Here is a 21486-nt window from a genome sequence, read left to right as displayed (position 1 = left end):
TGCCGCAGGGGGCAAGCCGGATCGAACCTGTTTAAATCGATTGAATATATGGCGGTATCAGCTAGCATGGGCTGGGAGGAGCGATGAAAGCCGGTATGATCATGGCAACCGCACGAGAGGCATCATGACGAGCGCGATGACATCCGAACCCCTTCCGCCACTGCTCGAAAATCCTGATCCAAAGACACTCGCACGTGAAGTCTTGGTGGCCCTCAAATACAGGGTCGGCAAGGACACCACCGTTGCGACCCAGTACGACTGGCTGACCGCCTCGATCAAGGTCGTGCGCGACCGGATCGTCGATCACTGGATGCAGGCGACGAGAGAGGCTTACGACCAGAAGGAAAAGCGCGTCTATTATCTGTCGCTGGAATTCCTCATCGGCCGCCTGATGCGTGATGCCTTCTCCAATCTGGGCCTGATGGACAACATGCGCGAGGCGCTGTCGTCGCTGGGTGTCGACCTCGACTTGATTGCAGCACTCGAGCCCGATGCGGCGCTCGGCAATGGCGGCCTCGGCCGGCTCGCGGCCTGCTTCATGGAAAGCATGGCGACCGTCGACATTCCGGCGCATGGCTACGGCATCCGCTATGCCAATGGCATGTTCCGGCAGGAGATTCACGACGGCTGGCAGGTCGAACTGCCAGAGACCTGGCTTGATCACGGTAACCCGTGGGAATTCGAACGTCGCGAACGCTCCTTCGAGGTTGGTTTCGGCGGTTCGGTGGAATCGATCACCTCCAAGGACGGGCGCCTCGAACGCCATGTCTGGAAACCGACCGAGCATGTGCTGGCCGTCGCCTATGACACGCCCGTCGTCGGCTGGCGGGCCAACCGCGTCAACACGCTGCGGCTCTGGTCGGGGATGCCGGTCGATCCGATCCTGCTAGACAAATTCAATGCCGGCGACCACATCGGCGCGCTAGCCGAAAGCAACAAGGCCGATGCCTTGTCGCGCGTGCTCTACCCCGCCGATTCCCACAAGGCCGGGCAGGAACTGCGGCTTCGGCAGGAGTATTTCTTCTCCACCGCCTCGCTGCAGGACATCGTGCAGCGCCATCTGAGCCAATATGGCGACCTGAAGTCGCTGCCCGACAAGGCTGCGATCCACTTGAACGACACCCATCCCGCCATCGCCGTGCCGGAGTTGATGCGCCTGTTGATGGACGTCCACGGCATGGACTTCGACCAGGCCTGGGATATCACCCAGCGCACCTTCGGCTACACCAACCACACACTGCTGCCCGAGGCGCTGGAAAGCTGGCCGGTGCCGCTGTTCGAGCGGCTTTTGCCGCGCCACATGCAGATCGTCTATGCCATCAACGCTGAAGTGCTTCTGGAGGCGCGTGCTTCCAACCAGTTCTCGGACGAGCAGATTGGCCGCATCTCGCTGATCCAGGAAAATGGCGACCGCCGGGTGCGCATGGGCAATCTGGCCTTTGTCGGCTCGCATTCCATCAACGGCGTTTCGGCTCTTCACACCGACCTGATGAAGGAGACGGTGTTCGCCGACCTGCACAAGCTCTATCCCGATCGTATCAACAACAAGACCAACGGCATCACGCCGCGGCGCTGGCTGATCCAATGCAATCCCGGACTGACGTCGCTCGCCCGCGAGGCGATCGGCGACCGTTTTCTCGATGACATCGACGCCATTAAGGATCTCGACGGTTTCGCCGGCGATGCCGTCTTTCGCGACAAGTTCGCAGCCGTCAAGCGCGCCAACAAGGCGCGATTGGCCAACCTCGTCGCCGACCGGCTCGGCATCAAGGTCGATCCTTCGGCGCTTTTCGACATCCAGATCAAACGCATCCACGAATACAAGCGCCAGCTTCTGAACATCCTCGAGGCAATCGCCCTCTATGACCAGATCCGCTCGCACCCCGAGCGCGACTGGATGCCGCGCGTGAAATTCTTCGGCGGCAAGGCGGCGCCCAGCTACCACAATGCCAAGCTGATCATCAAACTCGCCAACGATGTCGCAAAAGTCATCAACCGCGATCCGGCCGTGCGCGGTCTGCTGAAGGTGGTGTTCGTGCCGAACTACAATGTCAGCCTTGCCGAGATCATGATGCCGGCCGCTGACTTGTCCGAGCAGATCTCGACCGCCGGGATGGAAGCATCGGGCACCGGCAACATGAAGTTCGCACTGAACGGTGCGCTGACCATCGGCACGCTCGACGGTGCCAATGTCGAGATCAAGGAATGCGTCGGCGACGACAACATCTTCATCTTCGGCCTGACCACCGCCGAGGTCGCCGAGCGGCGCAACAACGGCTACGATCCGCGCGCCGTCATCGAAGGATCGCCCGAGCTGGCGCAAGCGGTCGCGGCTGTTTCGTCAGGCGTCTTCTCGCCGGACGATCCGGAGCGTTACCGCGACCTCATCAACGGTCTCTACAACAGCGACTGGTTCATGGTCGCAGCGGATTTCGATGCCTATGCCGCCGCCCAGCGCGAGGTCGATGCGGTCTGGCGCAACAGTCCCGACTGGTACGCCAGGGCAATCCGCAATGTGGCGCGTGTCGGCTGGTTCTCCTCCGATCGCACGATCCGCCAATATGCGAAAGAAATCTGGAACGTGCCTGCCTGATGTGATTGCATGAGGCCGCAAACAATGTGGTCCCGGTGGTGTGAACTTAAAGGTCGGATCACACCACTAGAAACAAACACTCGGTGCCTGGGGAGGGACACTGCCTGATGAAGAAGCCGCGCGCGACCGCTGCGACAAGCGGGCCGGACGGACTGGCGGCAGCCAGCGATGTTGCGGCGATTGTTGCGGGCACGCATGGCGATCCGTTTGCCGTTCTCGGTGTTCAGGAGGCTGGGAAGGGTTTTGTGGCCCGCTGCTTTGTTCCGAATGCCGAATTCGTCACCGCTTATACGCTGACCGGCACCATCGCGGGTGAATTGTCCAGGCGCGACGATGGCGGCTTTTTCGAAGGCAAGCTCTCGATCAAGAAGCGGCAACCGCTTCGCTATCACGCGCGCAATGCCGGCGGCGACTGGTGGCTGACCGATCCCTATTCGTTCGGTCCGGTGCTCGGGCCGATGGACGACTACTACATCGCCGAGGGATCGCATCTCAGGCTATTCGACAAGCTCGGCGCCCATGTGATCGAGCACGAAGGCGCCACGGGCGTGCATTTCGCCGTCTGGGCTCCCAATGCGCGGCGTGTCTCTGTGGTCGGCGATTTCAACGAATGGGACGGCCGCCGGCACTCGATGCGCGACCGCCGCGACACCGGCATCTGGGAGGTGTTCATTCCCGATATCGGTGCTGGCCGGCCCTACAAATACGAGATCATCGGCCCCGACGGCGTCAGGCTGCCGCTGAAGGCCGATCCGTTCGCCTTCAAATCCGAACTGCGTCCGGCCACCGCTTCGGTCGTTGCTGTGCCGCCGGCGCATGAGTGGGGCGATGAGGCGCATCGCAATTTCTGGCGCAATGCCGATCACCGGCGCGAAGCCATTTCGATCTACGAGGTCCATGCCGGCTCCTGGCAGCTTCGCGACGACGGTACGTTCCTGTCATGGGACGAACTGGCCGACCGGCTCATCCCCTATGTGGTCGAGACCGGCTTCACCCATATCGAATTCATGCCGATCTCTGAACATCCCTATGACCCGTCCTGGGGCTACCAGACGACCGGGCTCTACGCGCCATCGGCCCGCTTTGGCGATCCGGACGGCTTTGCCCGCTTCGTCGACGGCGCCCACCGTGCCGGCGTCGGCGTTATTCTCGACTGGGTGCCGGCGCATTTCCCGGTCGATGAGCACGGCCTGGCCAATTTCGATGGCACCGCGCTCTATGAACATGCCGATCCGCGCAAGGGGTTTCATCCCGACTGGAACACCGCGATCTACAATTTCGGCCGCCGCGAGGTGGTGTCGTTCCTGGTCAACAATGCGTTGTTCTGGGCCGAGAAATACCATGTCGACGGACTTCGCGTCGATGCGGTCGCCTCGATGCTGTACCTCGACTATTCGCGCAAGGCCGGCGAATGGATCCCCAACGAGAAAGGCGGCCGCGAGAACCTTGAGGCGGTCAGCTTCCTGCAGAAGATGAACAAGGAGGTCTACGGCCACCATCCGGGCGTGATGACCATCGCCGAGGAATCGACCTCTTGGCCGAAGGTCTCGGCACCGGTGCATGAAGGCGGGCTGGGCTTCGGCTTCAAGTGGAATATGGGCTTCATGCACGACACGCTGGAGTATTTCTCCAAGGAACCGATCTTCCGAAAGCACCACCACAACGACCTCACCTTCGGCCTGACCTACGCCTTCTCGGAGAATTTCGTGCTGCCGCTCTCGCATGACGAGGTCGTGCACGGCAAAGGCACGCTGCTGGGCAAGATGGCCGGTGACGACTGGCAGAAATTCGCGACATTGCGCGCTTACTACGCTTTCATGTGGGGCTATCCCGGCAAGAAGCTGCTGTTCATGGGACAGGAGTTCGCGCAGCGCCGCGAATGGAGCGAGGCGCGCGCGCTGGACTGGAACCTGCTGGAGTTCCGGCCGCATCGCGGCGTGTGGCAGACGGTGCGCGATCTCAACTATCTCTACCGTTCGCGTCCGGCGCTGCATGGCCGCGACTGCGAACCGGAAGGGTTCTCCTGGCTGATCGTCGACGACAGCCAGAATTCGGTTTTTGCCTGGCTGCGCAGCGCGCCGGGCGGCAGCCCGGTGGCCGTCATTTCCAATTTCACGCCGGTGCCGCGCGATAATTATCGCGTGCCGTTGCCGACGGCCGGAAAATGGCGCGAGATCATCAACACCGACGCTTCTGAATATGGCGGTTCCGGCAAGGGCAATGGCGGCATGGTCGAGGCGCGGGCGGAGGAAGGAAGCATCTCCGCGACGATGCTTTTGCCGCCGCTGTCCACGATCATGCTCGAGCTCGTCGCCGACTGAACCCATCGACACTGAGTAACATGTCGAGATCGAGTAACTTGGGAGGGTAGAAATGGCAGACTTGAAACGGACCCAGCCGCTGGCGCGCGATGCCATGGCCTATGTATTGGCCGGCGGCCGTGGCAGCCGCCTCAAGGAACTGACCGATCGGCGCGCCAAGCCGGCCGTCTATTTCGGGGGCAAGACGCGCATCATCGATTTCGCGCTTTCCAACGCGCTTAACTCCGGCATTCGACGCCTCGGCGTCGCCACCCAGTACAAGGCACATTCGCTGATCCGCCATCTGCAGCGCGGCTGGAACTTCCTGCGGCCCGAGCGAAACGAGAGTTTCGACATCCTGCCGGCCAGCCAGCGCGTCTCGGAAACGCAGTGGTACGAAGGCACGGCCGACGCCGTCTACCAGAACATCGACATCATCGAAGCCTACGGGCCCGAATACATGGTCATCCTGGCCGGCGACCACATCTACAAGATGGACTACGAGATGATGCTTCGCCAGCACGTCGACGCCAATGCCGACGTCACCGTCGGCTGCCTCGAAGTGCCGCGCATGGAAGCCACCGGCTTCGGCGTCATGCATGTCGATGGCAAGGACAACATCATCGCCTTCGTCGAAAAGCCCGCCGATCCGCCCGGCATTCCCGACAAGCCGGAGTTCGCTTTGGCCTCGATGGGCATCTACGTCTTCAAGACCAAGTTCCTGATGGAGCAGTTGCGCCGCGATTCGGCCGAGCCGGGCTCGAGCCGTGACTTCGGCAAGGACATCATTCCCTATATCGTCCAGCACGGTAAGGCGATCGCGCACCGCTTCGCCAAGTCCTGCGTCCGCTCGACCGCCGAGAACGAGGCCTACTGGCGCGACGTCGGAACGGTCGATGCCTATTGGGAAGCCAATATCGACCTCACGGATATCACGCCTGAGCTCGACCTCTACGACCGCGACTGGCCGATCTGGACCTATGCCGAGTTGAAGCCGCCGGCAAAGTTCGTGCATGACGAGGACGGCCGCCGCGGTTCGGCCATCTCCTCGCTTGTCTCGGGTGACTGCATCGTCTCGGGGGCTTCGCTGAAAAAAAGCCTGATCTTCACCGGCGCGCGCATCAATTCCTATTCGACGCTGGAAGAAGTCGTCATGCTGCCCGACGTTCATGTCGGCCGGAACGCAAAGTTGAAGCGTGTGGTCATCGACCATGGTGTTAGGATACCGGAAGGGCTGGTGGTCGGCGAAGATCCTATTCTCGACGCCAAGCGCTTCCGCGTTTCCGAAAAGGGCATCTGCCTGGTCACCCAGGACATGATCGACAAGCTGGGGCTCTAACGCATGCAGGTTCTGTCGGTTACGCCGGAAATTTTCCCGCTGATCAAGACCGGTGGGCTTGCCGACGTGACCGGCGCGCTGCCCATCGCACTGGCGGCCAAGGGCGTGACCATGCGCACGCTCATCCCAGGGTTTCCGACCGTCATGGCCGCCTTCAAGAAGAAGCGGGCGGTTCTGCAATATCCCTTGCTGCAGGGCGGCAAGGCCTCCGTCCATTCAGTCCAACTCGCCGGGCTCGAACTGTTCGTGCTCGATGCGCCGCATCTGTTCGACCGTCCCGGCGGTCCCTACGGCAACGCCACCGGCGTGGACTGGCCAGACAATTGGCGGCGTTTCGCGGCGTTGAGCCAGGTCGGCGGCGACATTGCCGGTGGCGCCATCTCGGGCTACCAGCCCGACATCGTCCACGCCCATGACTGGCAGTCGGCGATGACGCTGGCCTATATGCGCTACGGCAAGGCGGTCGGCGTGCCATCGATGATGACTGTCCACAACCTCGCTTTCCAGGGCCAGTTCGGCGCCGCCATCTTTGGCGAACTCGGCCTGCCGGCAGCGGCGATGGCGCTCGACGGCGTCGAATATTATGGCGGTGTCGGCTTCCTCAAGGCCGGCCTGCAGGCCGCCTGGGCGATCACCACGGTCAGTCCGACCTACGCGCAGGAGATCCGCTCGGCGGAATTCGGCATGGGCCTCGACGGCCTCATCAACATGCGCTCCAGCGATCTCTATGGCATAGTCAACGGCATCGACACCGACATCTGGGATCCGGAAACCGACAAGCACCTGGTGTCCACCTATACGGCTAGCACGCTGAAGGCGCGCGCGCCCAACAGGGTTGCCGTGGAAGACCGCTTCAGCCTTGAGCGCGACGACAGCCCGATCGTCTGCGTCGTCAGCCGCCTGACCTGGCAAAAGGGCATGGATACCTTGGCGACAGCGGTCGACGGCATTGTTGCGACCGGCGCGCGCCTGGCCATCCTCGGCTCGGGCGATGCCGGCCTCGAAGGCGCGCTGCTCGCCGCCGCCGCCCGGCATCGCGGCCGCATTGGGGTCGTCGTCGGCTACGACGAGGGGCTGTCGCACATCATGCAAGGCGGCTGCGACGCCATCGTCATTCCCTCGCGCTTCGAACCGTGCGGGCTGACGCAGCTTTACGGCCTGCGCTATGGCTGCGTGCCCGTGGTCGCGCGCACCGGCGGTCTGGCCGATACGGTCATCGACGCCAATGAGGCCGCCGTCTCTGCCGGCGTCGCCACCGGCTTCCAGTTCGCGCCCAACAATGGCGGTGCCTTGCTGCATGCCATCCGCCGCCTCGTCGACGCCCATGCCAGTCCGGCGGTCTGGGAATCGTTGCAGCGCCAGGGCATGAAGGCCGATGTGTCATGGGACAAGAGCGCGGACAAATATGTTGAACTCTATCGCTCTCTGCTTTCGAAAAGGGTTGCCTGAAGCATGATACGCACCGTCCCCACCAAGCCTTATTCCGACCAGAAGCCCGGCACGTCGGGCCTGCGCAAGAAGGTGCCTGTCTTTCAGCAGGAGCACTATGCCGAGAATTTCATCCAGTCGATCTTCGACGCGCTCGACGGTTTCAAGGGCAAGACCCTGGTGATCGGCGGCGATGGCCGCTTCTACAACCGCGAGGTCATCCAGAAGGCCATCGCCATGGCAGCCGCCAACGGCTTCGGCAAGGTGATGGTCGGGCAGGGCGGTATCCTGTCGACGCCGGCCGCCTCGCATGTCATCCGCAAATACAAGACCTTTGGCGGCATCATCCTGTCGGCCAGCCACAATCCGGGCGGTCCGCATGAGGATTTCGGCATCAAGTACAATGCCGGCAATGGCGGCCCGGCGCCGGAAAAGCTGACCGACGTGATCTTCGAAAAGACCAGGGCGATTTCGAGCTTCAAGATCGCCGACATCGATCCGATCGACATCGACACAACAGGCACGGTCAAGGCCGCCGGCATGACGGTCGAGATCATCGACCCGGTCGCCGACTATGCCGAACTGATGGAAAGCCTGTTCGATTTCGATGCCTTGCGCAAACTGTTCAAATCCGGCTTCCGCATGCGCTTCGACGCCATGCACGCGGTGACCGGCCCCTACGCCAAGGAGATCCTGGAAAACCGACTCGGCGCGCCCATCGGTACCTGCCGCAATTTCAAGCCGCTGCCGGATTTCGGCGGCCATCACCCGGACCCGAACCTCGTCCATGCCAAGCACCTCTATGACGAGATGATGGGACCAGACGCGCCGGATTTCGGCGCTGCCTCGGATGGCGACGGCGACCGCAATCTGATCATCGGCAAGGGCATTTTCGTCACCCCGTCGGACTCGGTTGCCATGCTTGCCGCCAACGCCCGCCTGGCGCCCGGCTACAAGGGCGGGCTGAAGGGCATCGCCCGCTCGATGCCGACCAGTGGCGCTGCCGACCGCGTCGCCGAAAAACTCGGCATCGCCCTCTATGAGACGCCGACAGGCTGGAAGTTCTTCGGCAATCTGCTCGACGCCGACATGGCGACGATCTGCGGCGAGGAAAGTGCCGGCACCGGTTCCAACCACGTCCGCGAAAAGGACGGCCTTTGGGCGGTGCTTTTGTGGCTCAACATCCTTGCCGCGCGGGGCGAAAGCTGCAAGCAGATCGTCGCCGAGCACTGGGCGAACTACGGTCGCAACTACTATTCGCGGCACGATTATGAAGAGGTTGAGAGCGACCGCGCCAACGCATTGGTCGACGAACTGCGCGCCAAGCTCGGCGCGCTGCCGGGTGCCAGCGTGCGCGGCATGACAATCGCCAGCGCCGACGACTTTGCCTATCACGATCCCGTCGACGGTTCGATCAGCGAGCATCAGGGTATCAGGGTGCTGTTTGAAGGTGGTTCGCGGGTGGTCTTTCGGCTGTCCGGCACCGGCACGTCAGGTGCCACGCTGCGCGTCTATATCGAGCGCTACGAGTCGGACAAGTCGAGGCACGACCTCGACACCCAGGCCGCCCTTGCCGATCTGATAGCCGCGGCCGATGATATTGCCGGGATTCACAGCCATACCGGCCGCCCCAAGCCAAGCGTAATTACTTGATGAAATCTGCGATGCCGGCCGCTGATCGGTCGCGATTTGGCGGACTTGTCTCGGAGGGCGGCATCCGCTTTGCCGCTTGGTCGCAGGCCGCCCGTCGGCTTTGGGTCTCGATCTTCGACGAGCGGGGCAACCGGGAGATCGAACGGCTCGAACTGCAGCCGGAAGGTGAGGGCGTCCATGCGCTGTTCGTTGCGGGCCTTGGCCAGGGCATCCGCTACGGCTTTCGCGCCGATGGCGACTACGCGCCGGAACGCGGACTGTGGTTCGATCCCGCCAAGCTCCTGACCGATCCTTATGCCGTCGAGATCGACAGGTCCTATGTCTATGACTGGCGGCTGGCCCAGCGCCGGGGCGAGGGCGCTGATACCGCACCGCTGATGCCCAAGGCGATTGCCGCTGCGCTGCCGAAGCCGGTGCAGGCTGCCCCGCCGCTGTTCCAGCCGGGCGGCCTTATTTACGAAGTGCCGGTGCGCGCCTTCACCATGCTGCATCCGGACATTCCCGAAAAATTGCGCGGAACAGTCGCCGCACTTGCTCACCCGGCGGTTATCGAGCATCTGAAAAAACTGGGGGTTGGCGCGGTCGAACTGATGCCGGTGACCGCGTCGATGGACGAGCGACATTTGCCGCCGCTCGGGCTGCGCAATGCCTGGGGCTACAATCCCGTGACTTTCATGGCCCTCGATCCGCGTTTGGCGCCGGGCGGCGTCATGGAGTTGCGAAACACGGTCGCCGTGCTGCGCGAGGCTGGCATCGGCGTCATCCTCGACCTCGTCTTCAACCACACCGGCGAGAGCGACTGGCTTGGCCCGACGCTGTCGCTGCGCGGCCTCGACAACCAGGCGTACTACCGGCACACGCCTGACGGTAGGCTGGCCAACGACACCGGCACCGGCAACACGATCGCTTGCGACCATCCTGTCGTCCAGGAGATGGTCCTCGACACGCTTCGCCATTTCGTCAGGGATGCCGGCGTCGACGGCTTCCGCTTCGATCTCGCTCCCATTCTGGGGCGGGTCGAGGGAACATTCGATGCCGAGGCGCCGCTGCTGAGAGCGATGCGCGACGACCCGCTGCTGGCCGATCGGGTGTTGATCGCCGAGCCGTGGGACATCGGTTCCGACGGCTATCAGCTCGGTAATTTCCCGCCGCCCTTCCTCGAATGGAACGACAAGTATCGCGACGATGTCAGACGCTTTTGGCGCGGCGACGCCGGCATGGTCGGTGCGCTGGCGACCCGGCTTGCCGGTTCGTCCGATGTGTTCGCAACGGACAGGCAAAACGCCAGTCGGACCGTCAATTTCATCGCCGCCCATGACGGCATGACGCTCGCCGATATCGTGCGCTACGAGCGCAAGCACAACGAAGCCAATGGCGAGCAGAACCGCGACGGCCACAATGAAAACCTGTCCTGGAACAACGGCGTCGAAGGGGATGCGGACGATCCGGCCGTACCAACTGCTCGCCTGAACGATCAGCGCGCGCTGCTCGCCACGCTGTTTGCCTCACGCGGCACCATCATGCTGACCGCGGGCGACGAATTCGGCCGCACCCAGCAAGGCAACAACAACGCCTATGCGCAGGACAACGAGATCACCTGGCTCGTCTGGGCCGGCCGTGACCAGGCGCTGGAGCGCTACACGGTGGAACTCTCGAGGCTGCGCCGGTCGATGCCGGCGCTCTTCGATACAAGCTTCCTAACTGGCCAGCCGCAGGCAGGTTCGGGGATGCCGGACGTCGCATGGCTGACCGAGACAGGCGCGCCGCTCAATGAACAGTGCTGGCAGGACCCGCAGCGGTACCGCCTCGTCATGATCCTGGGTGGCGTCAGCCGCCTTGCCGTCATCATCAACGGCGATCGCCGGGCCTGCATGTTCACCTTGCCTGAGCGAGACGGCTTCTTCTGGGCTCCAGCCATCAAAGCGCCGGATGCGGCGGACAGTTCGCGACCGATATCGGGACGGGCGGTGATCTTCATGATCGAACGAGCGCAAGCCGGCACAGGGGAGAAGCGCAATGGCGGCAGGTGACAGGACCGGATGGTGGCGCGGTTGCGTCATCTACCAGATCTATCCGCGCTCCTTCCAGGACACCACCGGCGACGGCAGCGGCGACCTCAGAGGCATCACATCGAGGCTCGCCCATGTCGCCTCTCTTGGTGTCGACGCGGTCTGGCTGTCGCCTTTCTTCAAGTCGCCGATGGCCGATATGGGCTACGACGTGTCGGATTACTGCGATGTCGATCCGATGTTCGGCACGCTCGAGGATTTCGATGCGCTGGTCGCCGAGGCGCATCGTCTCGGCCTGAAGATCGTCATCGACCAGGTGCTGTCGCATTCGTCCGACAAGCACGACTGGTTTGTCGAAAGCCGCGCCAGCCGCGATAACCCCAAGGCCGACTGGTACATTTGGGCCGATACCAAGCCCGATGGCGGCGCGCCCAACAACTGGCTCTCCGTCTTCGGTGGCCCTGCCTGGGAATGGGATTCGACCCGCCGGCAGTATTACATGCACAATTTCCTTGCCTCGCAGCCCGATCTGAATTTCCACAATCCGGATGTCCAGGACGCGCTTCTCGACACGGTGCGCTTCTGGCTGGAGCGCGGCGTCGACGGTTTTCGGCTCGATACGGTCAATTACTATGTCCACGACCGCTGGCTGCGCAGCAATCCGCCGCTGGCGTCGAGCGTCGCCGGCACCAACGGCGAGACCAACACCTACCTCTACCAGGAGCATCTGTTCGACAAGACGCGGCCGGAAAACCTGGCGTTCCTGCGCCGCTTCAGGGCGCTGCTCGACGAATACGCCGACCGCGCCGCGGTTGGCGAAATCGGCGATGAAGGCCGCTCGCTGCAGACGCTCGCCGCTTACACCTCAGGCGGCGACAAGCTGCATATGTGTTACACCTTCGACCTGCTCGGTCCGCAGTTCTCGGCCGCGCATGTGCGTGGCTGTGTCGAAGCCTTCGAAGCGGCCGTCTCCGACGGCTGGGTCTGCTGGGCGTTCTCCAACCATGACGTGGTGCGCCATGTCAGCCGCTGGACAAGGCCGGGCAGCGATCCCGACGCGGTCGCAAGATTCTCGATCATGCTGCTCGCCTGCCTGCGCGGCTCAATCTGCCTCTATGAGGGCGAAGAGCTGGGCCTGGAGGAGGCGGAGCTGGCCTATGAGGATCTGCGCGATCCCGTCGGCATCCGCTTCTGGCCAGGCGTCAAGGGCAGGGATGGGTGTCGCACGCCAATGGTCTGGGAGGCCGGCGCCGACAATGCAGGCTTCTCCACGGCCAAGCCCTGGCTGCCGATACCGGCCAGCCATCGCACCCGCGCGGTCGACGCCCAGAATGCCGACACGGCCTCGGTGCTGAAGTCCTATCGGACCACGCTGGCCTTGCGCGGGGAGCATGAGGCGCTGGTATCAGGCTCGATCCGCTTTCTCGACGCCGAGGGTGACGTGCTGGCTTTCATCCGCGAGGGCGGCGGCGAAAGACTGCTCTGTGTCTTCAATTTCGCCGAGGGACCGGCCAGTTGGCCGTTGCCGGGGGATATCGGAGCGGTTGTACAGCTGGATGGCAATGCCGCGGTCGTCGAGACCGAGCTTTTGCTGCCAGCGCTCGGAGCCTTTGTTGGCAGGCTCGACTGATACCCGGACCGTTACTGCACCAGCACCGCACGTCCGCATGTCGCGCCGGTGACCCGGACATCGGCTTCGCCGAGATGCACGCCGAGCGTATCGAGCAGATTGTAAAGCAATGTGTCGACTGGTGCGGTCACGGTTTTCAAGAGCGTCGTCACCGCAGGTTTCACTGCGCCGAGCAGGGCGGTTACGTCAAGCCCGAGGATACCCAGCGCGTTGACGGAGAGTGACAACTTGTCGACCAGTGATGTTGTCAGCGTCTGAGTCAGGTCCCGTGTCGGCGTCGTCTTGATGGTTTTGGCGGCGATCTCGGTTTTGTTGAAGACCAGGTTGGTCGGGCTGACGTTGGTGATATCGGCACCCGCCGACCCCTTCACCAGTATTAGCGGGATTTTTAGCAGCAACAGATTGAGGCTGACATTCGCTATGTTGGCGTCGGAGAACGACTGCGGGTTGCTGAAATCGGCGAAAGCGGTGGGGCTGTTATCGGCGTCGCTGGCGGCAAGGTTCACCGCGGCGACGCCGGGCTTCGCGGCAATGGTAACCTTCAGGCTGTCGGGGCCGGTCGGGCAGCTGATGTCGGTCAGCTTGGCCTCGGCGTAGGCCACTTCGACATTCAGCGGCAGCTTGACCGACAGCAGGCTGATGCCGCCGCCCAGGTTTGGATTGCCGACGCCGACCGTGACCAGCAGCTTGATGCGCGTTTGCGCGGTGCGCACCACGGTGCCGGCTTCTCCAACCGCCAGCCATGGCGAGGATTGCGGCGGTTCGCCGATGGCGATGGCGAGCGTGGTCGACAGCACCCCGGGAATGGTGGCGCCGAGGGCGACGTCGACCTGCTTCGAACCGTTTGCCAGTCCGGCAGCGGCCGTCAGCATTCCCAAGGCGCTGGCATCGACGCCGAGGCCGGCGGGCCTTTGCCCGAGGCCCAATTTGCCGACGGAGCCGAGATCGACCAGATGACTGAGCGGGATCTTGACCGTGCTGGTCGACTTGGACGCGATCGTCTGCAGGGCGACCTTGGCCGTGTTGCCAAGCCCGGGCACATTGGCCATGGCCGTGGCGATCTGGCCGACGGTCGCCTTCGATGCCAGCACATCCGAATACGACACGCCGGTCAGGTTCAGCTGTGTGGCAACGCCGTCGACGAAGGAGAGCACGCTCACATCCGCCGAGATCAGCGCGTTGTAGTCCATGACGCTGAGCGAGATGTTGCTGCCGAGAAGTCCGCCGAGAAGCGCGTTGAGGATGCCGCCATTGAGGCTGGCGAGCCTCGATCCGACCGAGAACGTCGCCTGCGGCGTCATGCTGGCGGTGGCTTGGGTGCCGATGACGGGAGTGGGGATCAGCGAACTCGCGAAATAGCGGGCAGGGATCTTCTTCAGGGTGACGCGGACGGCATTGTAGGGTGTTACGCTGGCCTGGAAACGCTGGCCCACATTGGCGCCGGATGCCACATATCGCCCGGGTGTGACCGTCACGACGGTTTTGCCGGCCGCCGGCTCGATCGTCTGTCCCGAGCTTTGAACGACAACCCCTGGCATGCCGTTGTCGGTCAGCGTGGTGACAACCGCTGTGTTGACTTTGGTCATGTTCGAGGCGGCGGTGATCGCCGCCAGATCCACCATTGCCTGTGCTTCGCGGCGCTCGGTGTAGATCGAGGCTTCGTCGATGGCCACCGCGGCCAGCGCCAGCGCCACCGGCGCGCTCAATGCCGCCATGACGGTGAAGTTCGCTTTCCTGTCACTCAGCATCAACCGGGCAAGCCGACCGATCCCATTGCACGCATGCAGCAGCATTTAAATGCCCCCGACCCTAATCGTTGACTGGCGCTTGATGGTGGTCCCGGGCATGGCTATGCCCGGGAAAAGGTTCCAGATCGGCAGGTTGCGGGCATCGTACTGGATGGCCACCACGAACTGGCTTCCATCGGCCGCGCTGTCGTTGGCCTGGTAGGTCAACTTGCTGACATCCACGAAGGGATATCCGCCGGCATTGTTGGTGACGAAGCTGGCCACGAGCGTCTGGCGCTCGGTCTGGTTCAGCCCGGCAATGGCCGTGCGGGCCGCATCCGCCGCTATCTGCTGGATCGAGTTGGCGGCGCCGAAATATATACCGTATGCAACCATTCCGAGTAGAAGAAGAATGAAGATCGGCGAGAGTAAGGCAAATTCAACCGCAGAAGTTCCACGTTCTTCTTGAAATTTTCGCACCAATTGAAAGACTTTGGGCAATTTACTTGCTCCGTTGCTCATAGCCGCCACGCGTCTGAGATCGAACTGTATAGAAGGCAATCGTAATGTAACCTGTGGTTGCTTAAGAACGCATTAAGACATTCCGGCAAACTGGCGTGGCTCCGATTCGCGGTGAAAAATGGCGTCGAGGTGAAGAAACCAAGTCAAGCTTCTGGTTTCGGCTGGTGTTTCAGCGGCCACGCCATAGCTTTCGTCCGCCTTACTTTGGGTGACCCAGAGAGTCTGTTGAAATAAAAATTCTCCGCGTTAGTGTCTGGGCACGAGCCGCAGGACGGGAACCAGCGGCGCGCTCAAAGGGGTCAGATATCGGCTCCAGGGCGTCAACACTTAATAGGCGCGCCAACGGCAGCGCCGACAGGGAGAACTTCATGCTGAAAAACATGCTGAAGGCGACGGTGCTCGCCACGACCATGGCGCTGGCCGCCGGCACGTTCTACACGCCGGCTTTCGCCGAGACCGTCTATAACAGAGGCAGCGCCGCCGAAGCGGAGACGGTCGATCCGCACAAGACCTCGACAGTCTACGAAGCCGATATCATACGCGACCTGTTCCAGGGCCTGGTCATGCATGACCAGAAGACGAACCTCATTCCGGGCGCGGCCGAAAGCTGGACAGTGTCCGACGACGGCACTGTCTACACCTTCAAGCTGCGCAAGGATGGCCTCTGGTCGGATGGCAGCCCGGTGACGGCGGACGACTTCGTCTATTCGTTTCGTCGGCTGGAAGACCCGGCCACCGCTGCCGAATACGCCTCGATGCTGTACCCGGTGAAGGGTGCGGAGGACGTCAACACCAAGAAGGGCAAGCCGGAGGATATGGGTGTCAAAGCGATTGATGCAAATACCCTCGAAGTCACGCTGAAGGCGCCGACGCCTTACTTCCTGGAGATGCTGACCCATCAGGCCACCTATCCGGTCAACAAGGCTTCGATCGACAAGCTCGGCGCCGACTGGATCAAGGCGGGTAATCTCGTTTCGAACGGCGCCTATACGCTGGCCGAGTGGATTCCCAACGACCACATGAAGCTGGTCAAGAATCCGAAATTCTGGGACGCCGCGACCGTCAAGATGGACGTCGTCAACTATATCCCGACCGAAGACCGCTCATCGGCGATGAAGCGCTTCGAGGCCGGCGAACTCGACAGCTACGGCGACCTGCCGACCGAACAGCTCGCTGACCTCAAGACCAAGTTCGGCGACCAGGTCCGCGTCGGACCTTATCTCGGCACCTATTATTATGCGATCAAGACCGACAAGGCGCCGTGGGACAATGTCGAACTGCGCAACGCCATCTCGATGGCGATCGACCGCGACTTCCTCGCCGAGAAGGTCTGGCAGAACTCAATGCTGCCTGGCTATTCGATGGTGCCTCCGGGCATCGCGGGCTACTCGCCGGCAACGGCCAAATACGCCGACATGTCGCAGATCGACCGCGAGGACGCTGCCAAGAAGACCCTCGAGAAACTCGGCTATACGCCCGAGCATCCCTTGAAGATGGAGATCCGCTACAACACGTCGGAAAACCACAAGAACACGGCCGTCGCCATCCAGGAACAGTTGAAGCCGCTCGGCGTCGACGTCTCGCTCGTCAACACCGACACCAAGACCCACTACTCCTTCCTCGAGCAGAAGGGCGACTACGACGTGGCGCGTGCCGCCTGGATCGCCGACTACAAGGATCCGGAGACCTTCCTCGGCATCACCCGCAAGGCCAGCGGCAACAACTATTCGAGCTATGTCAGCCCGGCATATGAAGCGGCCATGGACAAGGCGGCGGCTGCCGGCGGTAAGCCGGAAGAGCGCATGAAGGACCTCGCTGAGGCCGAGCGCATCCTTGTCGATGACGTCGGTAACATTCCGCTTCTCTACTACAGCTTCCACGACATCGTTTCCTCGAAGCTGCATGGCTTCGACGACAATGTGATGGATATCCATCCGTCCCGCTTCATCAGTAAGGACTGATCCTTAGCCGGGCCGCCGCGCAACTCAATGCGCGGCGGTGCTGGTTTGCCATCGCATCGGTCCGGAAACCGGAATCGATTTTCGGTATGTCGGTGCGAAGATTTGAAGGCTAGAGCGCAACCGTCCGGCTGGACGCGCGTTGCTCTGGATCAAGCGGGGCACCGATGCTGCGATACGTATTACGGCGGCTTCTGACCGCCATCCCGACGCTGTTCGTCATCGTGACCATGGCGTTTTTCCTGATGCGCGTCGCGCCGGGCGGCCCATTCAACCAAGAGCGGGGGCTGAGCCCCGAGATCAAGGCCAATCTCGAAGCCCAGTTCGGCCTCAACGACCCGCTCTGGCTGCAATTCGTCCATTATCTCGGCAATCTGCTGCGCGGCAATTTCGGCCCGAGCTACAACATGCCGGACTTCACCGTCACCGAACTCTTCGCCAAGGGCCTGCCTATATCGGTTCAGCTCGGCGCCTCGGCGCTCGTCCTGGCGCTGCTGCTCGGTTGTGTGCTCGGCACCATTGCGGCGCTTAACCAGAACAAGCTTGGCGACTATACGGTGATCGCGCTGGCGACGGCCGGCAGCACCATCCCAACCTTCGTCATCGCGCCGGTGATCCAACTCCTGTTCGGGCTGACCTGGAGGCTGCTGCCGATCGGTGGGTGGGGCGATGGCGCTTTCATCAACAAGGTCGGTCCGGTGTTGACGCTCGCTCTGCCGCAGATCGCCATCGTCGCCCGGCTGATGCGTGGCTCGATGATCGAATCCTTACGGTCCCATCACATCCGCACGGCGCGCGCGCTCGGCCTGTCCGATTGGTCGGTGGTGGTCAAGCACGCGCTGCGCGGCGCCATCCTGCCGATCGTCTCCTTCACCGGTCCGGCGGCGGCGGCATTGCTGACCGGCTCGGTCATTGTCGAGACGATCTTCTCCATTCCAGGCGTTGGCCGCTATTTCGTCGATGCCGCGCTCAATCGTGACTACACGCTGGTGATGGGAACGGTGGTGGTGATCGCCATCTTTACCATTGTCTTCAACCTGATCGTCGACGTCATGTACGCGGTCGTCGATCCGAGGGTGCGCTATGACTGACATCGCAGCCACAGCCCCCGCCGTCATCGGCCGTTCACTCTGGGGGGATGCCTGGGCGCGTCTCAAGGCCAATCGCGCCGCCATGTTCAGCCTGTACTACCTTGCCCTGATCGGTGTCGTCAGCGTGTTCGGGCCGTGGTTCGTGCCACATCAATACACTACCATCTATGCCGACTATGTGCGCATGCCGCCAAGCCTGTCAGCCTATCCGAAGGCCGACATGGTCGAGACGGCGCTTACCGAAGCGATCAAGCGCATGCGGGTCGACATCAAGGAGTGGCGGCAGGAAGGCAACCAGGTCTTCGTCACCGTCAAGTCGACCAGGCCGATCGACGATCGCAACATCCGTTATCTCGACCGTTCCGATGCCTTTGACGGCACCAAGATCGAGAGCAAGTCGCCTGACGGTCTCGAAGTGACGATGAGCGCCTCGATCAAGCAGCAATATTTCCTGTTCGGCACCGATAACACGGGCCGCGATCTTCTCTCGCGCACGCTGATGGCCGGGCGCATATCGCTGGCCATCGGCCTGCTCGCGGGCGTCGTGGCGGTGATGATCGGCGTGGTCTACGGGGCCGCTGCAGGCTTTGCCGGCGGCAAGGTCGACGAGGTGATGATGCGCATCGTCGACGTGCTCTATTCCTTGCCCTTCATCTTCTTCGTCATCATGCTGGTGGTGTTCTTCGGCCGCAACTTCGTGCTGATGTTCCTGGCGGTCGGCGCCGTGCTGTGGCTCGACATGGCGCGCATCGTGCGCGGCCAGGCGCTGTCGATCCGCCGGCAGGAATATGTCCAGGCGGCGGAAGCCATGGGCGTCGGCCAGCGCGGCATCCTGCTGCGCCACGTCATCCCCAACCTGCTCGGCCCGGTGGTGATCTACATGACGCTGCTGGTGCCTCAGGTCATCATCCTGGAAAGCTTCCTGTCGTTTCTCGGCCTCGGCGTGCAGGAGCCGATGACCAGCTGGGGCGTGCTGATCTCGGTCGGCGCCAAGAACATCGGCACCGCCAACTGGCTGCTCCTGTTCCCCGCCTTCTTCCTCGTCTCGACGCTGTTCGCGCTGAATTTCGTCGGCGACGGCCTGCGCGACGCACTTGACCCAAGGGATCGCTAAGATGGGGATCGCCGAGATGGCTGCTTCCGAAACGATCCTCAGCGTCAAGGATCTGCGTGTCCGCTTCCGCACGCTTGACGGCGCCGTCGAAGCAGTCAAGGGCATCAACATCCATGTCAAATCTGGCGAGACCGTTGCCGTGGTTGGCGAATCCGGGTCCGGCAAAAGCCAGACGATGATGGCGGCGATGAGCCTGCTGGCATCGAACGGCGAGGCGACAGGTCACGTCGACTATCGCGGCCGCAATCTGCTGACGCTCAGCAAGTCCGAGCTCAACAAGGTCCGTGGCCGCAAGATCAGCATGATCTTCCAGGAGCCGATGACTTCGCTCGATCCGCTCTATTCGATCGGCAATCAGTTGATCGAACCGATCCGCCGGCATCGGGGCCTGAATGTCGCCGAGGCGCGTGAAGAGGCGCTCAAACTGCTGCGGCTGGTGCATATTCCCGATCCCGAGCGGCGGATGAAATCCTATCCGCACGAAATGTCCGGTGGCCAGCGCCAGCGTGTGATGATCGCGATGGCGCTCGCCAACGACCCTGACATATTGATCGCCGACGAGCCGACGACGGCGCTCGACGTGACCATACAGGCGCAGATCCTGGTGCTTCTGGCCGAATTGCAGCGCAAGCTCGGCATGGCGATCATCTTCATCACCCACGATCTTGGCATCGTCCGCCGTTTTGCCGACCGGGTCTATGTCATGCGCCAGGGCGAGGTTGTCGAGGAGGGGGAGGCGGAGGCGATCTTCGCCAACCCACAGCATGCCTACACGAAAATGCTGCTGGCGGCCGAGCCGACCGGCAGCAAGGCGCCGCCGCCCGCCAATGCCCCGGTGCTGCTCGAAGGCAGGAATGTCGAAGTGACGTTCAGGATCGGCGGCGGGTTTCTTGCTGGTGAACCGCTGATGCTGCGTGCCGTCGATCACATCTCCATCCGGCTGCAGCGCAACCAGACCATCGGCATCGTCGGTGAATCCGGCTCGGGCAAGTCGACCCTCGGCCGCGCCTTGCTGCGGCTGTTGCCGAGCGACGGGCTCATCCGTTTCGGCGATCGCGACATTTCCCAAGCCGACCGGCAGGCGATGCGGCCGCTGCGGCGCCAGATGCAGCTCGTCTTCCAGGACCCGTTCGGCTCGCTGTCGCCGCGCATGACCGTTGGCCAGGTCATCACTGAAGGACTTCTGGTGCATGAGCCTGATCTTTCAGGCAAGCAGCGTGATCAACGCGCGGTCGAGGCCTTGCGCGAGGTCGGCCTCGACCACAACGCACGTAATCGCTACCCGCACGAATTCTCGGGCGGCCAGCGGCAGCGCATCGCCATTGCTCGCGCCATGATCCTGAAGCCCAGGCTGGTGGTCTTGGATGAGCCGACCTCGGCGCTCGATCGCTCTGTGCAGAAACAGATCGTCGAACTGCTGCGCAAGCTGCAGGCGGACCACGAATTGTCCTATCTTTTCATCAGCCATGATCTGTCGGTCGTGCGCGCCATGGCCGACTACATCATCGTCATGAAACAGGGCAAGATCGTCGAGGAAGGGCCGACCGAGGCGATCTTCAGCAATCCGCAGCACGCCTACACGCAGACGCTGATGGCGGCCGCGATCGACGTGACGCGATTTCGGCTGAGCGCCTGAACCGGGCTCCGCACCAAGGCATTGGCTGTCCGCTCAATTCGCGGACCTCGGGCACTTGCGCGCTCGCACAGCGGCAATGGCATCCTGTTGCTGCTTAAGCCGGTCGATCCTGGCTGTTTCGCGGTTGGCCACCGCGGTCTTCACGCGTGAGCCGCCGAGCAGCCAGCGTGGAACATTGGTGTTGGTGACCTTGCCGCGCGTGATTGCCGTTTGCGAGATGTCACGGGCGACGTCTCCCATCGCACTGTTGAGGTCGGTGCACGTCATCGAATCGTATTTCGCTGGATCGACGGTTCTTCCGAGCGATGAACAGCCAGCGACGAGAACCAGCGTCATCACAAGGATCAAGGGCGGGATTGTGGTTGAATTCAAATTCATGTCGCACTCGGCCCGCCGTTTCAGTCTTTCATCAGGTCCATCGACCCTAAAGCCGACGCACCTTTTCGTCAAAATATGCGGCCGCGAACCTGCCACTGGGGCCGACCT

Annotated in this window: 14 protein-coding genes; 11 read left to right on the top strand and 3 right to left on the bottom strand. The window is 62.4% G+C overall.

What is annotated here, in order from left to right; genetic code table 11:
* The first annotated feature begins 124 nt into the window (after positions 1-124).
* From NKK51_RS01195 to bglA, 7 genes are all read left to right on the top strand, one after another.
* Complete coding sequence (locus NKK51_RS01195) at positions 125-2593, top strand: glycogen/starch/alpha-glucan phosphorylase (protein ID WP_352550728.1); 2469 nt, start codon at positions 125-127, stop codon at positions 2591-2593.
* Between the two features lie 107 nt (positions 2594-2700).
* Entirely contained in the window at positions 2701-4914 is a 2214-nt protein-coding gene (gene glgB / locus NKK51_RS01190; RefSeq protein WP_352550726.1) for a 1,4-alpha-glucan branching protein GlgB, read from the top strand.
* 52 nt (positions 4915-4966) lie between these two features.
* Positions 4967-6232 (top strand): glucose-1-phosphate adenylyltransferase, encoded by a 1266-nt coding sequence (glgC, locus tag NKK51_RS01185; RefSeq protein WP_027035857.1) that lies wholly within the window; start codon positions 4967-4969, stop codon positions 6230-6232.
* 3 nt (positions 6233-6235) lie between these two features.
* Positions 6236-7681, top strand: a complete 1446-nt coding sequence (gene glgA / locus NKK51_RS01180) for a glycogen synthase GlgA (protein ID WP_352550724.1) — start codon at positions 6236-6238, stop codon at positions 7679-7681.
* A gap of 3 nt (positions 7682-7684) precedes the next feature.
* Positions 7685-9313 (top strand): alpha-D-glucose phosphate-specific phosphoglucomutase, encoded by a 1629-nt coding sequence (locus tag NKK51_RS01175; RefSeq protein WP_352550722.1) that lies wholly within the window; start codon positions 7685-7687, stop codon positions 9311-9313.
* 11 nt (positions 9314-9324) lie between these two features.
* Positions 9325-11343: a glycogen debranching protein GlgX gene (glgX, locus tag NKK51_RS01170; RefSeq protein WP_352550720.1), complete on the top strand. Its 2019-nt coding sequence runs from the start codon at positions 9325-9327 to the stop codon at positions 11341-11343.
* Positions 11330-12952, top strand: coding sequence for a beta-galactosidase BglA (bglA, locus tag NKK51_RS01165; protein WP_352550718.1), 1623 nt, complete (start codon positions 11330-11332; stop codon positions 12950-12952). Before glgX ends, bglA begins: the two co-directional genes overlap by 14 nt.
* 11 nt (positions 12953-12963) lie before the next feature.
* On the opposite strand, the gene NKK51_RS01160 is transcribed toward bglA, so the two are convergent.
* Complete coding sequence (locus tag NKK51_RS01160; protein ID WP_352441326.1) at positions 12964-14745, bottom strand: TadG family pilus assembly protein; 1782 nt, start codon at positions 14743-14745, stop codon at positions 12964-12966.
* The gene (locus NKK51_RS01155) at positions 14746-15201 is read right to left on the bottom strand and encodes a TadE/TadG family type IV pilus assembly protein (protein ID WP_164780233.1); all 456 of its coding nucleotides are present in this window, start codon (positions 15199-15201) and stop codon (positions 14746-14748) included.
* A gap of 368 nt (positions 15202-15569) precedes the next feature.
* Between NKK51_RS01155 and NKK51_RS01150 the strand changes: the two genes are divergently transcribed.
* The 4 genes from NKK51_RS01150 to NKK51_RS01135 all read left to right on the top strand — a co-directional run bounded on the left by NKK51_RS01150 (position 15570) and on the right by NKK51_RS01135 (position 21000).
* Positions 15570-17162: a peptide ABC transporter substrate-binding protein gene (locus NKK51_RS01150; RefSeq protein ID WP_023808499.1), complete on the top strand. Its 1593-nt coding sequence runs from the start codon at positions 15570-15572 to the stop codon at positions 17160-17162.
* A 164-nt stretch (positions 17163-17326) separates the two neighbouring features.
* The gene (locus NKK51_RS01145) at positions 17327-18250 is read left to right on the top strand and encodes an ABC transporter permease subunit (protein WP_027035849.1); all 924 of its coding nucleotides are present in this window, start codon (positions 17327-17329) and stop codon (positions 18248-18250) included.
* Positions 18243-19364, top strand: a complete 1122-nt coding sequence (locus NKK51_RS01140) for an ABC transporter permease (RefSeq protein WP_352550717.1) — start codon at positions 18243-18245, stop codon at positions 19362-19364. The genes NKK51_RS01145 and NKK51_RS01140 overlap by 8 nt, the downstream gene beginning before the upstream one ends.
* 16 nt (positions 19365-19380) lie before the next feature.
* Positions 19381-21000, top strand: coding sequence for an ABC transporter ATP-binding protein (locus tag NKK51_RS01135; protein WP_352550715.1), 1620 nt, complete (start codon positions 19381-19383; stop codon positions 20998-21000).
* Positions 21001-21033: 33 nt separating this feature from the next.
* Here the strand turns inward: NKK51_RS01135 and NKK51_RS01130 are convergent, their stop codons facing one another.
* Positions 21034-21378, bottom strand: coding sequence for a hypothetical protein (locus NKK51_RS01130; RefSeq protein ID WP_352550714.1), 345 nt, complete (start codon positions 21376-21378; stop codon positions 21034-21036).
* Positions 21379-21486 lie beyond the last annotated feature (108 nt).

Source organism: Mesorhizobium sp. M0011, from assembly GCF_040324155.1.
Lineage (GTDB): Bacteria > Pseudomonadota > Alphaproteobacteria > Rhizobiales > Rhizobiaceae > Mesorhizobium.
Note: the sequence above shows the minus strand (reverse complement) of the source record. Positions and strands in the feature narration are given on the sequence as shown.

Bases quoted from the DNA above. Each gene is read 5' to 3' on its own strand.
- NKK51_RS01195 (WP_352550728.1), top strand. From the start codon at position 125: ATGACGAGCGCGATGACATCCGAACCCCTTCCGCCACTGCTCGAAAAT.
- glgB (WP_352550726.1), top strand. From the start codon at position 2,701: ATGAAGAAGCCGCGCGCGACCGCTGCGACAAGCGGGCCGGACGGACTG.
- glgC (WP_027035857.1), top strand. From the start codon at position 4,967: ATGGCAGACTTGAAACGGACCCAGCCGCTGGCGCGCGATGCCATGGCC.
- glgA (WP_352550724.1), top strand. From the start codon at position 6,236: ATGCAGGTTCTGTCGGTTACGCCGGAAATTTTCCCGCTGATCAAGACC.
- NKK51_RS01175 (WP_352550722.1), top strand. From the start codon at position 7,685: ATGATACGCACCGTCCCCACCAAGCCTTATTCCGACCAGAAGCCCGGC.
- glgX (WP_352550720.1), top strand. From the start codon at position 9,325: ATGCCGGCCGCTGATCGGTCGCGATTTGGCGGACTTGTCTCGGAGGGC.
- bglA (WP_352550718.1), top strand. From the start codon at position 11,330: ATGGCGGCAGGTGACAGGACCGGATGGTGGCGCGGTTGCGTCATCTAC.
- NKK51_RS01160 (WP_352441326.1), bottom strand. From the start codon at position 14,745: ATGCTGCTGCATGCGTGCAATGGGATCGGTCGGCTTGCCCGGTTGATG.
- NKK51_RS01155 (WP_164780233.1), bottom strand. From the start codon at position 15,201: ATGAGCAACGGAGCAAGTAAATTGCCCAAAGTCTTTCAATTGGTGCGA.
- NKK51_RS01150 (WP_023808499.1), top strand. From the start codon at position 15,570: ATGCTGAAAAACATGCTGAAGGCGACGGTGCTCGCCACGACCATGGCG.
- NKK51_RS01145 (WP_027035849.1), top strand. From the start codon at position 17,327: ATGCTGCGATACGTATTACGGCGGCTTCTGACCGCCATCCCGACGCTG.
- NKK51_RS01140 (WP_352550717.1), top strand. From the start codon at position 18,243: ATGACTGACATCGCAGCCACAGCCCCCGCCGTCATCGGCCGTTCACTC.
- NKK51_RS01135 (WP_352550715.1), top strand. From the start codon at position 19,381: ATGGCTGCTTCCGAAACGATCCTCAGCGTCAAGGATCTGCGTGTCCGC.
- NKK51_RS01130 (WP_352550714.1), bottom strand. From the start codon at position 21,378: ATGAATTTGAATTCAACCACAATCCCGCCCTTGATCCTTGTGATGACG.